The following is a 13,446-nucleotide window of genomic DNA, read 5'->3' on the forward strand; positions in this document are numbered from 1 at the left end:
TAATAAGATTGAAGTGGATAGGCGCTTGTTAAGCTCGGCTTGTAAATTTAACGTCCGCCGTATTTACTTTTATCTTTTCACCTGTCGAAATGTACTCAGGTACTTGAACAGTCAAGCCAGTCGACAGCACCGCTGGTTTTGTGCGTGCGCTTGCAGATGCACCTTTTATTGAAGGATCGGTTTCAGTAATGACTAAATCAACAGATGCTGGTAATTCGAGTCCTACTGGCTTGTCGTCTACTATCAGCACCTGCAAACCAGTGGTTTCTTCAGTAATAAATAGAAGCTCTTCACTGATGGTTTCTTTATCGATTGAATAGGGAGTGTAGTCCTCATTATCCATAAAAACATATTCGTCGCCATCGTTGTAAGAGAACATCACTTTTTTCTTATTGAACTCCGCAGTATTGATCATTTCATCAGCTTTGAAACTCTCATCTGCTTTAGCACCGGTCGCAACTTCATATAGACGCATTCTATATAAACTTGCTCCTGCTCTGCCGCTTGGAGTTAGCTTCGCTATATCCTTTACAAAATAGACTTTTCCATTATGTTCAATGGCTGCATGTTTCTTTATTTCACTGGCTTTTGGCATACTGCTTCTCGTTAGTGTTGATAGTAAAATTTAACTTGGTTTTAGAATAAAAAGTTAAAGCGCATCGGTTAAAGATAGCACATTTTATAACTTAAGCTGTCACTCAGAAAAACGTTCAGGCTGCTTATCTTCTAACTATTGCCAAGTTGTAGCACACCGTCCCAGTCATCTGGGACGCCATGTAAAATGAGCTGTTCTACTGAGGTGACATGTTGCTTTAGGATAGGATCCTGCGGATGTTGTTTTTTCGCGGCACGGAATACAGAGAGTGCTTCTCTCAAGTTACCCTCCATACGGAAAGCCAAACCTTTCTGGATAGCGTCAACCGTATCTAAGCGTTCCTGTTGTAACTCGTCGGATAGATGAGTCATGACTTCAACAAGTTTTATAGGCTCGTTGCGCCCTTTTACTCTAACCCAATCAATGGTGCGCGAGACAAATGCATGGTCGGCCATCGCAATTAATTGTTCACTAACAATAATATCCACGTTGTATATCGACTTCAATGTCTCAAGGCGTTGAGCAATATTAACGCTATCGCCAATGACTGTTGTGTCCATTCTATCGTCAGACCCCACGGTGCCAATAATAACCGGGCCAAAATGAATGCCAATACCAATACTCACAGCAGAGTAACCACTTTTTGCACGATGTTGGTTATATAAAATTAGCGCACGATTTAGGCCGATAGCGGCGCGGATAGCGTCTTGTGCTTTGTCACAGTCTGAACCCTCAGGGCTATCGAACAATGCCATAATTGCATCGCCAATAAACTTATCAATAAAGCCTTTATTGTCGTGGATCGGCGCGTTCATTCTTAAGAAATATGAATTTAGGAAATTCAAAAGCTCTTGCGGGGTCATTTTTTCTGACAGACTGGTGAAGCCACGAATATCGCAAAATAAGATAGCGACGTTATCTTCATCTGCATGACCGAGTTCGAGCGCTCCGCCTTTCTTATAAATATGGTCAAAAAATTGTCGAGGTACAAATTTTTGGAAGTTTTGGTTTAGCTGCATAGCCTCATCAGCTTTTAGCCGATGAGATCGTTCTTCTGTGTCTCTATACTGCACCAATTTATTTTTGATGCGTTTAGCTTTACGCAAGGTAACTAACCACAGCGCAGTACACGAAACCGCATAAATTGATAAACCAATAACCCAAAACAACACAGACTTAACTTCCTTTTACTTCGCAGTGATTTGCTTAAACGCTCTGTCAGCCGCTGCTATTGTTGCTTCAATAACGTCAATGCTGTGCATTTTAGACACAAAACCAGCTTCGTATGATGCGGGCGCTAAGTAAACGCCTTCGTTGAGCATTGCATGGTAGAACTGATTAAACTGCGCAGTATTACAATTAATTGCTTGCTTGTAATTCGTAACGTGCTCTACGTCGGTGAAGAATATACCAAACATACTACCAGCGACATTTATACTCATAGGTATATTATTTTTATGTGCGGTATCTCTAATACCTTCAGCCAGTATCTTAGTATTCTCAAAAATACTGTCATAGAAACCTGGTTCCGCTAACTGTGATAGTGCTGCAAGCCCTGCAGCCATTGCAATAGGGTTACCTGACAATGTTCCCGCTTGGTATATCGGACCGGTTGGCGCGATGTGAGTCAGTATTTTCTTTTTACCGCCAAAGGCGCCTACAGGCATTCCGCCGCCAATGACTTTACCAAGACAAGTGAGATCCGGTTCTACGCCATAACGTTCTTGCGCACCGCCCAAAGAAACTCTGAATCCAGTCATCACTTCATCAAAAATAAGCAGTGCACCATAATGGTCGCATATGCTTCGTAAGCCTTCAAGAAAGCCTTCGACAGGGGGGATGCAGTTCATGTTACCAGCAACGGGTTCCACAATAATGCACGAAATATCGTCACCATGCTCATCAAAAGCAGCTTGCACTGAGTCGAGATCATTGAAGTCGACGGTTAAGGTGTGTTTAGCAAAGTCGTCAGGGACACCCGGTGAACTTGGCACGCCTAAGGTGAGCGCTCCTGAACCGGCTTTTACAAGTAGAGAATCGGCGTGGCCGTGATAACAGCCCTCAAACTTTAATATTTTGTTTTTACTGGTATAGCCACGGGCTAGGCGAATTGCGCTCATTGTGGCTTCGGTGCCCGAATTTACCATGCGCACCATTTCCATCGATGGTACCAATTTATTGACTAATTCAGCCATAATAATTTCAGCCTCGGTGGGGGCACCGTAGCTCAAACCAAATTCAGATGCATCAATAACTGCCTGTCTGACTTCAGCGTTATTATGACCCAATACCATCGGGCCCCAAGAACAAATATAGTCAATGTAACGATTACCGTCTACGTCCCACATGTAAGGACCATCGGCTTTGTTGATGAAGCGAGGTGTACCACCGACGGCTTTGAATGCGCGAACCGGCGAATTTACGCCGCCAGGAATAGTAATTTGAGCTCTTTCGAAAAGTTTTTCAGATTGGGTTGTCATAGTTAGCTTTGGCCTTTATTGCTGTACCAATGTACGGGTCTGTCGAAGTCTGAAACTTTATCTTCAACGCCTAAGGTCAAAGCAAATAATGCCATTCTGACCAATACGCCGTTATCAGTTTGTCTAAAAATCGCCAGATTAGGATTTAGATTTAGATCGTTATCCAATTCATTCGCTTCCACTCGAGAGTCTCGTGGTAGCGGATGCATAATCACTGTTTTGGATTGGAAGTGTTTGGTATAAATTTCTTGATTCAAACGAAACTTCCCTCGAAATTTATTTGCTTCATCTTGTGACGGAAAACGTTCCTCTTGTATGCGGGTTTGATAGCAGATATCCGCATCGAAACTGCCTTCTAATTGCTCTGTTATTGTTAATTTGTGACCTGCATTTGTAATCATATCGCAAATATACGCCGGCATACTTAGCTCATGCGGTGATATTAGAGTGAAGTGGATATTTTTATACAAACACAATAGCTTTGATAGGGAGTGTACGGTGCGGCCATATTTTAGATCGCCAATCATCGCAATGTTTAGGCCATCAATCCCTTCGCCGTGAGACTTTCTTTCTTTTTCGATAGTATACAAGTCGAGCAATGCTTGCGTTGGATGCTCGTTTGCACCATCGCCACCATTAATAACCGGAACTCTGCTTCCTTCTGCAAACTCCGCGACCGAGCCCGCTTGTGGATGGCGCATGGCGATAATGTCGGAATAGCCGCTTAAGACTCTTGCGGTATCATATAAAGACTCACCTTTTGCCAAGGCAGAATTACTCATACCGGTGGTTTCTCTAACTTCGCCGCCAAGTAAATTGAATGCGGTGCCGAAACTGACTCTTGTTCTTGTGCTTGGTTCGAAAAATAGGTTTCCCAATATCGCCCCTTCCAGAACCTGAGTCCGTTTTTTACGAAGCGCATAAGGCAGCATGCTATCGGCAACCATAAAGACTTTTTCAATTGCACCTCGGTCAAACTGAGCAACACTTAATACATGATTACCAGTAAATACAGTCATGAAAACGGCGCCTTTAGAGTGAAATATCAATTGCGGTAGAGTTTATCAAAAAAATGCAGAATAAAGCGCTAAATTTCATCAATTTCCATTAAAAAGGTCAGATAATGATGGGAGAGGTTATTAGGATGACACTTTGCCATGTTCAGTAAACAGTTCCGCTATTCTTAGTGTTTTACAAACCACTTTTCTAGCATAGTCCTGAAGTTTTTCATTCTCTTGCTCATAAGGTAAACCAAGCATACTTAGCATGTGGTAGTCGCCTTTCAGTAGATTGAAAAAATCAATAGAAAGCTCCCTAGCATCGGACTCCGGTAGTGCGCTTTGAGGGTGTTTCATGAGTAAGTCTTTAACGAGGTTGACGCTATGCAGTGGGCCCGCATCATAAAACAACTGCGCCAAATGCGGATTATTCTTCGACTCACCTATAACTACCGAGTACATCGCAATAACGCGTTTATCGTTAAGCAATTGAATAAAGTTGAAGGCAATCGAATAAAGAATATCGTCGAGAGCCTGAGATTCAATGCACGAGGCGGCTTCTTCGACGCGGTATTCTTCACATTTGCTTTCAATCACGGCGTTGTACAAAACATCTTTGTTCTGAAAGTGTGAATAAACCGTTTGTTTGGATACGCCGCTTTGTTTGGCGACAGCGTCCATAGACGTGCGATCGTAACCTTGCTGCAAGAAAAGCTCTCCTGCGTGATGCAAAATTTGCCGGCGTTTTTCGCTGCTTTTTGGCCTGCCTACCATTCTCGGTTGGCTTTGCTCTGGCGAATTTTTAGATGATGTCGATATAGTATTCATAAGGATCTTTATATTACATGAATTGACTTACATTCGGGACAAAAATTATTTTTTTGATTGCGTAAATTTCTGTAAAATAATAATCAAACTGGACGGTCTAGTATTTATGGTTTAGCATCATCAAGGGTTGTGAGTAGTCTTAAAAACTCAGACGCGAGTATAAACATACGTAACCCTGTTGAACTAACACTGTGTTAAAAGTATTCCATGGGCAACAACATATGACATTGATTAAAGTATCGGATTCAAATATATGAACACTAATAATGCCGTAGGCAGTAAACTGTCGCTGCTCTTTCTTTGCATCAGCAGCTTTATATTGCTGATAGTGTTGATTTTATTTTCAGGTGATAAAACAGCCATTGCGTTTGCAGATGACCAATCATTAGTCATTGAAAATGCAAAAGTAAACGTACAGGCAATCTCTATTCAGTCGGCGTACACCAAGCAGCGAAAAGTGTATGGTTTGATTGAGTCTGCACAACAGGCTAACTTGGGCTTTGAACTCTCTGGCGTTATCAATGAAACACTTGTTGCGGAGGGCGAAAGGGTTGTAAAGGGTCAGATACTGGCAACGCTCGATCAGCAACGATTAATGGCTCAAAAAAAGGAGCTTGATGCTGCGTTACTGCGCGCAAAAGCCGACGCGAAATTAGCGAGTTTATCTGCAAAAAGAACTGCTGAATTAGTTAAAAAACGACTCGAACCAGACCAACGACTAGACGAAGCAAACGCAGCCTTAGATGCCGCAAATGCGCTCGTGAACGAGGTGAGAGCGAGGCACGAAAGCCTAAATGTTGAACTTCAGAAGTCGTCACTAGTCGCGCCGTTTAATGGGCAGGTTGTAAAGCAACTGCTAGACTCTGGAACTGTCGTCACAATGGGGCAACCTGTGTTCGCTTTAATGGCGGAAGTCGACTTAGAAGCTAGAATAGGCTTACCAACGCAGTCTCCATTGGCTTTGAGTTTAGGTGAGCGCTACACACTCAGCTACGAAGACCAACCCGTACCGGCTAAACTTATCTCGCTGGCGAAACAGCGCAATAGGGCAACGCGAGCGATTGATGCCTTGTTTCAGATAGACGCGCAAGACGCAGAAAAGCTCTATCTTATGCCTGGCGATTTAGTGTCGCTATCAGTAGATGTTGAAATTGACAAACAAGGCGCTTGGATCCCTATCGGTGCCCTGTCTAATGGCGTAAGAGGTTTGTGGACTTTATTCGTTATCGATAAATCAACGGGTTCTCAAATTATCCAACCACGTAGTGTGTACGTTGAGTATATGGAGCAAGACTATGCATTCGTATCGGGAGCACTTGATCAAGGAGATTTGTTAGTAGTCTCTGGCCTTCATCGACTAACGCCTAACCAAGTAGTGCAAAACATCCAAGTGATAAACACGGCGAGAAACTAAGCGATGTCGAACGTGCAGAATAAATCACCCTGGTATACCACTTTTTTTCGCAGTGGCCATTTACTTGTTTTGAGTATTATCATCATTCTTGTTGCTGGCTTGTCGGCTGTTAGCAGCTTGCCTCGTTTAGAAGACCCGCGCATCGATCTGCGAAATGTGCTTATTCTTACCTCTTATCCTGGTGCTTCGCCAGAGCGAGTTGAAGCATTGGTATCCGATGTATTGGAAGATGAACTTCGCGAGTTATACGAAATTAAAGAAATTAAATCTACCTCAAAAGCGGGTTTCTCTAGCTTATTGGTTGAACTGCAAGATTGGGTAGACGACTCAAGTAATCAGCAAATATTCTCAAAAATCAGAGATAGCCTTGAGAATGCATCCGCGAAACTCCCAGTAGGCGCGAGCAAACCGTTGCTAGAGGACAAGCGCGGAGCGACAGCATTTACCATGCTAATTTCTATTGATGCAGCAAATCCAGACACAACGTCGCTATCTGTATCAGGTAGGCTCGCCAGCGAATTAGTGGACCGAGTGCGCAATGTTCCGGGAACCGAGCTAGTGCGCTTATATGGTCACCCGATAGAAGAAATTGTGGTTGCGCTTAACCCTCAAGCCCTAGCTGCGGCAGGATTGAGTATTGCGCAAGTAAGTGACCGTATTCGCAGTGCAGATTCAAAATTACCCGCGGGCGTATTGCGTACTGATCAAAAGAACATCCGCGTGCAGGTGGCTGAGCCACTCGAAAACTTAGATATTGTTGCAAATATCCCATTGGTCGCAGCTGATGGAAGCTATTTGCGCTTAGCAGATGTTGCAACAATTGAGCAATCATGGCAAACACCGGAGCGCGAGTTTGCGTTTGTTGATGGTCAGCGCACCATTTTTATGGCTGCCCGCATGCAAACTACAGTAAGAGTGGATCAATGGACCGAAGCAGTAAAAAGCAAAATTGCTGATTTTAATACCGAGTTTGATGGCACGTCGCAGGCAAACATGGTGTTCGAGCAAAATGAATACACGCAGGCCCGTTTGACCGAACTCACTGAGAATCTGCTGCTCGGGTCTTTGGTTGTCATGTTAGTTATTCTTGTGTTTATGGGGGCTAGAGCAAGTTGGATAGTTGGTTTGGCGCTGCCTCTATGCGCAGCCTTTGCCATTTTCTCTCTTAGTTTCTTCGATCAACAAATTCATCAAATGTCCATTTTTGGTATTATTATCGCTATCGGTCTACTTATCGACAATGCGATAGTTATTACCGATGAAATCAGACTGAACTTGCTTGACCAAAATTTAACGCGTTTGCAGGCACTCGAAAAGTCAGTGAAACATTTGTTTTCGCCGCTATTAGCGTCAACGCTAACGACAGTCTTAGGCTTTATGCCTATCTTTCTATTAACTGGCAATATTGGTGATTTTATCGGTGCAATTGCCATCAGTGTGGTTATGGCTTTGCTGGGGTCACTGGCTATTTCACTCACGATTATCGCGGCGCTGGCTGCTCGATATCTGCCGAGAGATGGTGGTGTTGGGCACGCTTGGTATCGGCGTGGTTGGCAGATGCCTGCAGTGTCGCATCAATTTTCAAAATTGTTAGGCAAGCTGATAAAGCGACCCTTGCTGGTATTGCCGCTGATTAGTATTTTTTGTCTATCTGGCTTTGTGCTATCGCAGCAACTACCAAGTGTTTTCTTTCCTAGTGCAGACAGAGATCAATTTGAAATTTATGTGTGGTTACCTAATGGTGCGTCGATTAAGCAAACTAAACAGGTAGCGCAAAGCATTGATGTCCTTATTCGAGAAAAGCAGGAGGTGCAGCAAGTTACTTGGTTAGTGGGCGCTTCCACACCTTCTATATACTATAACCAAGTGATGTCGCGAGACAATTCCCCCGAGTTTGCTAACGCTGTTGTCACCACCAACTCCATTGCTGGAGCGGCCGCGTTAATACCTAAACTGCAGTATGAACTGCAGGATGCTTATCCGAACGCGCAAATTGTTGTGCGTCCATTTGGCCAAGGGCCACCGATACCTGCACCCATCGAAGTGGACATTTTTGGACCAGACATCAATACACTGAATGCCTTGGGTGAACAAGTGCGTTTAGCGATGAGCAAAGTTCCGGGTATTACTCAAACGATTGCCTCAATTACAACAGGTGAGCCTGAGTTGCAATATGATGTGTCTGAAAATGATTCTTATATTGCGCAGTTGTCCTTAACCGAAATTGCAAAACAGTTACAGCTGGCGCTTGCAGGAACAACCGGCGGTTCTGTACTGCAGGGAACTGAAGAGTTACCGGTAAGAGTCAGAATCAATGACTATCAACGCGGCAGCATGAAGGAATTAGACGCTTTGCCGCTTATGAATCGAGAGTTGATTCAAAATGGAGCCAGCATTGGTGTGGCTTCATTGGGTGAATTCACCCTAGTACCCAGCATAAGCGGCATCACCCGATTAGACGGAGAACGTGTAAATAAAGTTCAGGCGTTCTTGCTGCAAGGCGTTCCTGCTATTGACGCCAGTGAACAGTTGCGCGAGCTTCTCGAAAATGGTGATTTTGTGTTGCCTCAAGGCTATCGAATAAAGATGGCTGGGGACGCAGATGAGCAGCAGCAAGCGCTTGGACAGTTGGCTACCTATGCTCCAGTGTTGTTAGTGCTTATGATCACGGCGTTAATTCTTACCTTCAATAGTGTCAGATTTGCCGCTGTTATTGGCATGGTAGCGGTATTGTCAGTTGGACTTGGTATGTTCAGCTTATGGGTGTCAGGTTTACCAATTGGTTTCAATCCTCTATTGGGCAGTGCCGGATTGATAGGTGTGGCGATTAACGGATCAATCGTTGTGATCGCGGCTATTAACGGAAATGCGAAGGCTAAAAGTGGGGATACCAAAGCTATTGTTGAAGAAACTATGAGCTGCAGTCGACACATTCTATCGACCACATTCACCACGGTGGGAGGCCTTATTCCGCTATTGCTATTTTCACAAGGTTCTTTCTGGCCACCGCTCGCTGTCGTGTTGGCAGGCGGGGTTGGTTTCTCTGTTATCTTGTCATTATTTTTTACTCCCACAATTGTTGCAATGATGTGTAGAATACGCACTAGTAAGCTACAAAAACGAGCGCAAAGAACGGCTAATGCCTAAATTTCTCCAACAAATTAAACAATGGTGGCAAACAGATTGTGCTTTTTGCCGCCGTTCACGTTTAATAATGATATGGGGCTTAATTATGTTGGTATTTTATTTATATGTCTGGAACTAAGTTCGAATCCGAATCGATTTTTATCAAAGCAGCATCAACTCACAATGGCTTGACCTCAATTTTAATCGGGTCTGGTCTGATATTATTGGGTGCGCTTGCGTGTATTTCATTACCTAAACTATTTTTTCTTCCCGGTGTTTTTGTTATCAGTGGCGGTATTGTAGGTCTGATCATCGGTTGGTTTAAATTGAAAGAGCCTAAGCACAGCCTAGAGTTAACGCGCGAACATATTATTTACTATCATCGACGCGGGAAGTGGCGAATTTCATGGGAAAATATTCAACGCGTTGACGTCCCCCGCATAACCAAGGGGATAGAGCAGGTAGAGCTTGAAATGATTGGCTTTAGATTGCGCGATGCCGACGTTTTCCTCGATGAAATATCGCCGCGCCTTATCACCTACCTGTTGATGGAGCAACGGCCGTTGACTATGCAAAATCGTGACGCTAACTGCACATCAGGGCAATGTTATGGCTCTGATATGATTGAGGACGACAAGTTTGTGCGTGCCAGTGGTGAGGGTATTAAAGGTATATCCGCTATGTTTGGCAACCGGATGAATAAACTGCGCAACCAATTGGGTTATGACGTTTTTATCTCTAGTAATGAAATTGATAGAGAAGCCATGCAGTTTATTGCTCTGATAAAAGATTGCCAAGCCGCTGCGGCAAAAGCTAAGGCTTAGCGTTATATTTTCTTGTCTTTCGCGTCGCCTGCTTCTACTTCTTTCTGAACAGTTTGCCACTGTTCAATGATTGCTTCAGCTTCCAGTAAAAGGATGGAAATCAGTGTTTTTAATGGCTGATGTTGCTTGCGCTTTAAATTACTTTCCGTTTCGTAGCATGCTTTTTGAAGACCCGTGGCGCCAGTATAGGCGCTAACACCGTGAAGCTTATGGACACACTCTTGCAATGATTCAAAATCTTGCTTTTGCCAATGCAACTCAATATCAAACATACTCTTCGGCAGCAGCGCGACAAACTCGGCTAGAAACTCCCTCGCAGCATCTTTATTACCATGTGCCTTATTTACCGCAAGTTGCCAATTAATGGCTGCGTTTTTAGGTTCGACAAATTCAGCCCCTTGGCACCAGCTTTGTATTAGCTTAATTAAGTTATCCAAATCAATAGGCTTCGGTAAATAGTCGTCCATTCCTGAGGATAAAAATCTTTCTTTCTCTTCTGGAAATGCATGTGCGGTAACAGCAACGATTGGCGTCCCCATATTGAGTTCAGTTCGTCGTATATGTTTGGTCGCTTGCAATCCATCCATATTGGGCATCTGAATATCCATTAATATGAGGTCATACTCGTTTTGTTTACATAATTCAACGGCGTCCTCGCCGCAGGTAGCTGTATCGAGTGTAACGGGTGAATCTTTAAGCCAGGTATCAAGTAGTTTTAAGTTTAACGGCATGTCGTCGGTTGCTAGTATCCTCGCTGGGGGAAGCGATTTTTGTCCAGATTTACTTCCTTGCTCAGCCTGTTCAATTTGAACGGTATTTAGGTCATTTATATACTTCAAAGTTAGAGGTGAACGCAGGATAACGGGTTTATTGTGGGCGTTGTTTGTAAGATGCTGCTCTGGTGGTGGGCCAGAAAACATGAATACTGTTTTTTTGCACTCTCGTTTTAACACTCGTTTGATAACGCTCGTTCTAGCTGTGATATCTCGCATGGGTAATGAAGCAAAGATATAGTCGAATGACGTTTCATTTTTGTCAAATGCGGCTATTGAATCATAGCTAAATGTTATAAAACCAATGCTTTTAAGGAGTTTGCACGTTATCTTGCGGCTTTCGGGCATAGGGTCATAAATAGCAACTGTTTTCGCTTGGAAACGTTCCTGTAACCCAAGACTTAATTGACTGTTGACGGATTTAAATGGCAGGTTAACTGTGAATTTACTACCTTGAGAATAACGGCTCTTAACCTCAATACTTCCTTTCATTAAGAATGTTAATTCTTGGCATATGACCAAACCTAAGCCCGTGCCTTGGAAAGACCGATTCAACTCGTCATCAAGTTGATTGAACGGTTTAAATAGTTTTTTCTTATCGCTATCGTTTATACCTATGCCTGTGTCTTCGACTTCAACACTGAGCATGTATTCGTCGTCGCTAAATTTAAATGATTTTGCGCGCAGCGTTATCTGTCCATAGTTAGTAAACTTTAATGCATTGCTGAGCAAGTTGTTCAGGAGTTGTTTAAGCTTAAAACTGTCTCCTATTAGCACTGCTGGAAGGGTGTTGATATCAAGCAAAAACTCTAGCTTTTTTAATTGCGCAGATTTCGCCATTAAGCTGGCAATATCTTCGAATGCGTCGCGCGGTGAGAAAGGTTTTTGATTTAGAGTAAGTTTTCCTGCTTCCATTTTTGAAAAGTCGAGAATGTCATTAACAATCATCAGGAGATCTGATGCGGCACTGTTTATAATCCGCACATGTTCATCTCGTTCAGAGTCGTTAGTTTTACCCTCTAATTCATTGCTGAAGCCAATAATCGCATTTAATGGTGTTCGAATTTCATGCGACATGTTTGCTAAAAACTGGCTTTTTACAGCACTCGCTTTTACTGCTTCTCTGCGTGCAATGTCTAAGTGAACATTCTGTTCTTCAATAAGAAGAAAATTATTTTCAGCGTCGCTAGATGCCTGTAGAACTTCTTGTTCGAGGCTAAATCTGACTTTTAAAATGATGGCTAAAACAAAGCATAAGGTTAGCCCTAACAATGCGGATTGAAACACATAGGTGGTAAACGAATTGACCGGTAATTGTCCCGCAACAAACAATGAACTAATAATTGAACCTAAAGCTAATATTAGCCAACCTGCCAAGACTGTTTTAGCGGGCGAAAACGAATGGCGGATACTTTTTATTGTGAATAAAATATTCAAAAGCAGGGTGACAAAACCGATAACGCGGATAAGCAGAGCTCGGGTAAATTCGCTAAACCAAGCAAATAAAATGATGACAAAAGTGATAATAAGCACGATAAACAATAGCTTCAACGCTAAATGAATGGTGCTAAATATCTTGGGTTTTGGTAAAAAGGTGAGAGTGAACAACGTTGCAGAAGCGCAAACTAAGGGTAATAAAAGGTCTAGGCTGTGGAAAATACTTAATGCGTGCCATTGTTTTGGCAGAAGTTGAACATGCCCACTCCATACCATCTGCCAAAGAAATACGAGACAAACGAGGGTAAATAGCATAAACGCGCTGACTTCCCCTTTGTCGAACAAGACAGCGATGCAGTAGAGCGCAATGACAAGCAGAGCGCCGTAAAAAACGCCCCAAATCAAGTAATCCAAAAGAGTCTCTTGCTGATGCTGCTGCTCGCTCATAATACGAACTGGAGCGATAATAGGTATGCGCTTAGCTTTGACGAATAAGTAGAGCTGATACGTGTGCTCAGTGTCAAGTGTGACGCTGAAAGTGGGCGTGCGATAAAAATGTTTACTCTGATCGCGTCCGCCGCTCACTGCGTCGAGTACTTCGCCATTAGAAACTAGGTAAAAATCAACCTGATCGAGTTGGGAGAAATTAACATTGAGAACCCAATTATTGCCCTTGGAAAAGTTGGCGACTTCGCCATACAGCCAAACGCCGGCTGGGTTAAATCCGTAGTTAGGAATTTTGTAATTTTGGTATGACAGGTTAGTGCGACTTAATTTGAATTCGTCAAATGATAATGCTCGGCCTTCTTGAGGATATACGGCAAGCGTTGATGAAATATTTAAATTAGTTGAATCGTTTGTTAATTTGACCGTTTCGATGGCGTGCGCAAAAAACACTAAAAGAAATAGAGTTAATGCCACTAACGCACGTATTTTTATTAGTTTAAACACAAGAATTGTTATGCTGAAAG

The 13,446-nt window shown here is 43.1% G+C and carries 9 protein-coding genes; 3 read left to right on the forward strand and 6 right to left on the reverse strand.

What is annotated here, in order from left to right; translation table 11 throughout:
- Positions 1-28 precede the first annotated feature (28 nt).
- From efpL to GNIT_RS02070, 5 genes are all read right to left on the reverse strand, one after another.
- The gene (efpL, locus tag GNIT_RS02050; protein ID WP_014107466.1) at positions 29-595 is read right to left on the reverse strand and encodes an elongation factor P-like protein EfpL; all 567 of its coding nucleotides are present in this window, start codon (positions 593-595) and stop codon (positions 29-31) included.
- 131 nt (positions 596-726) lie between these two features.
- Positions 727-1,767, reverse strand: coding sequence for an adenylate/guanylate cyclase domain-containing protein (locus GNIT_RS02055; RefSeq protein WP_014107467.1), 1,041 nt, complete (start codon positions 1,765-1,767; stop codon positions 727-729).
- Between the two features lie 15 nt (positions 1,768-1,782).
- Positions 1,783-3,075, reverse strand: coding sequence for a glutamate-1-semialdehyde 2,1-aminomutase (hemL, locus tag GNIT_RS02060; RefSeq protein ID WP_014107468.1), 1,293 nt, complete (start codon positions 3,073-3,075; stop codon positions 1,783-1,785).
- A gap of 2 nt (positions 3,076-3,077) precedes the next feature.
- Positions 3,078-4,094 (reverse strand): aspartate carbamoyltransferase, encoded by a 1,017-nt coding sequence (locus GNIT_RS02065; RefSeq protein ID WP_014107469.1) that lies wholly within the window; start codon positions 4,092-4,094, stop codon positions 3,078-3,080.
- 120 nt (positions 4,095-4,214) lie between these two features.
- Entirely contained in the window at positions 4,215-4,901 is a 687-nt protein-coding gene (locus GNIT_RS02070; protein ID WP_014107470.1) for a TetR/AcrR family transcriptional regulator, read from the reverse strand.
- A 253-nt stretch (positions 4,902-5,154) separates the two neighbouring features.
- Here GNIT_RS02070 and GNIT_RS02075 point away from each other — a divergent pair, with 253 nt between their 5' ends.
- The 3 genes from GNIT_RS02075 to GNIT_RS02085 all read left to right on the forward strand — a co-directional run bounded on the left by GNIT_RS02075 (position 5,155) and on the right by GNIT_RS02085 (position 10,265).
- Positions 5,155-6,315 carry an efflux RND transporter periplasmic adaptor subunit gene (locus tag GNIT_RS02075; RefSeq protein WP_014107471.1) on the forward strand — a complete coding sequence of 387 codons (1,161 nt, stop codon included), beginning with the start codon at positions 5,155-5,157 and terminating at the stop codon, positions 6,313-6,315.
- A 3-nt stretch (positions 6,316-6,318) separates the two neighbouring features.
- Positions 6,319-9,462, forward strand: a complete 3,144-nt coding sequence (locus GNIT_RS02080; protein ID WP_014107472.1) for an efflux RND transporter permease subunit — start codon at positions 6,319-6,321, stop codon at positions 9,460-9,462.
- A 104-nt stretch (positions 9,463-9,566) separates the two neighbouring features.
- Positions 9,567-10,265 carry a DUF2982 domain-containing protein gene (locus GNIT_RS02085; RefSeq protein WP_014107473.1) on the forward strand — a complete coding sequence of 233 codons (699 nt, stop codon included), beginning with the start codon at positions 9,567-9,569 and terminating at the stop codon, positions 10,263-10,265.
- A gap of 2 nt (positions 10,266-10,267) precedes the next feature.
- Here GNIT_RS02085 and GNIT_RS02090 read toward each other — a convergent pair whose 3' ends face one another.
- A complete protein-coding gene (locus GNIT_RS02090; RefSeq protein WP_014107474.1) occupies positions 10,268-13,396 on the reverse strand; it encodes a hybrid sensor histidine kinase/response regulator in 3,129 nt (1,042 codons plus the stop codon).
- Between the last annotated feature and the right edge of the window lie 50 nt (positions 13,397-13,446).

Origin of the sequence: Glaciecola nitratireducens FR1064 (assembly GCF_000226565.1) — a bacterium.
In the GTDB taxonomy this organism is placed as follows: Bacteria; Pseudomonadota; Gammaproteobacteria; order Enterobacterales; family Alteromonadaceae; genus Glaciecola; species Glaciecola nitratireducens.

What these genes read in the sequence shown, in the direction of transcription:
- GNIT_RS02085 (WP_014107473.1), top strand. Translation starts at nt 9,567, where the DNA reads ATGTCTGGAACTAAGTTCGAATCCGAATCGATTTTTATCAAAGCAGCA.
- GNIT_RS02070 (WP_014107470.1), bottom strand. Translation starts at nt 4,901, where the DNA reads ATGAATACTATATCGACATCATCTAAAAATTCGCCAGAGCAAAGCCAA.
- GNIT_RS02065 (WP_014107469.1), bottom strand. Translation starts at nt 4,094, where the DNA reads ATGACTGTATTTACTGGTAATCATGTATTAAGTGTTGCTCAGTTTGAC.
- hemL (WP_014107468.1), bottom strand. Translation starts at nt 3,075, where the DNA reads ATGACAACCCAATCTGAAAAACTTTTCGAAAGAGCTCAAATTACTATT.
- GNIT_RS02080 (WP_014107472.1), top strand. Translation starts at nt 6,319, where the DNA reads ATGTCGAACGTGCAGAATAAATCACCCTGGTATACCACTTTTTTTCGC.
- efpL (WP_014107466.1), bottom strand. Translation starts at nt 595, where the DNA reads ATGCCAAAAGCCAGTGAAATAAAGAAACATGCAGCCATTGAACATAAT.
- GNIT_RS02075 (WP_014107471.1), top strand. Translation starts at nt 5,155, where the DNA reads ATGAACACTAATAATGCCGTAGGCAGTAAACTGTCGCTGCTCTTTCTT.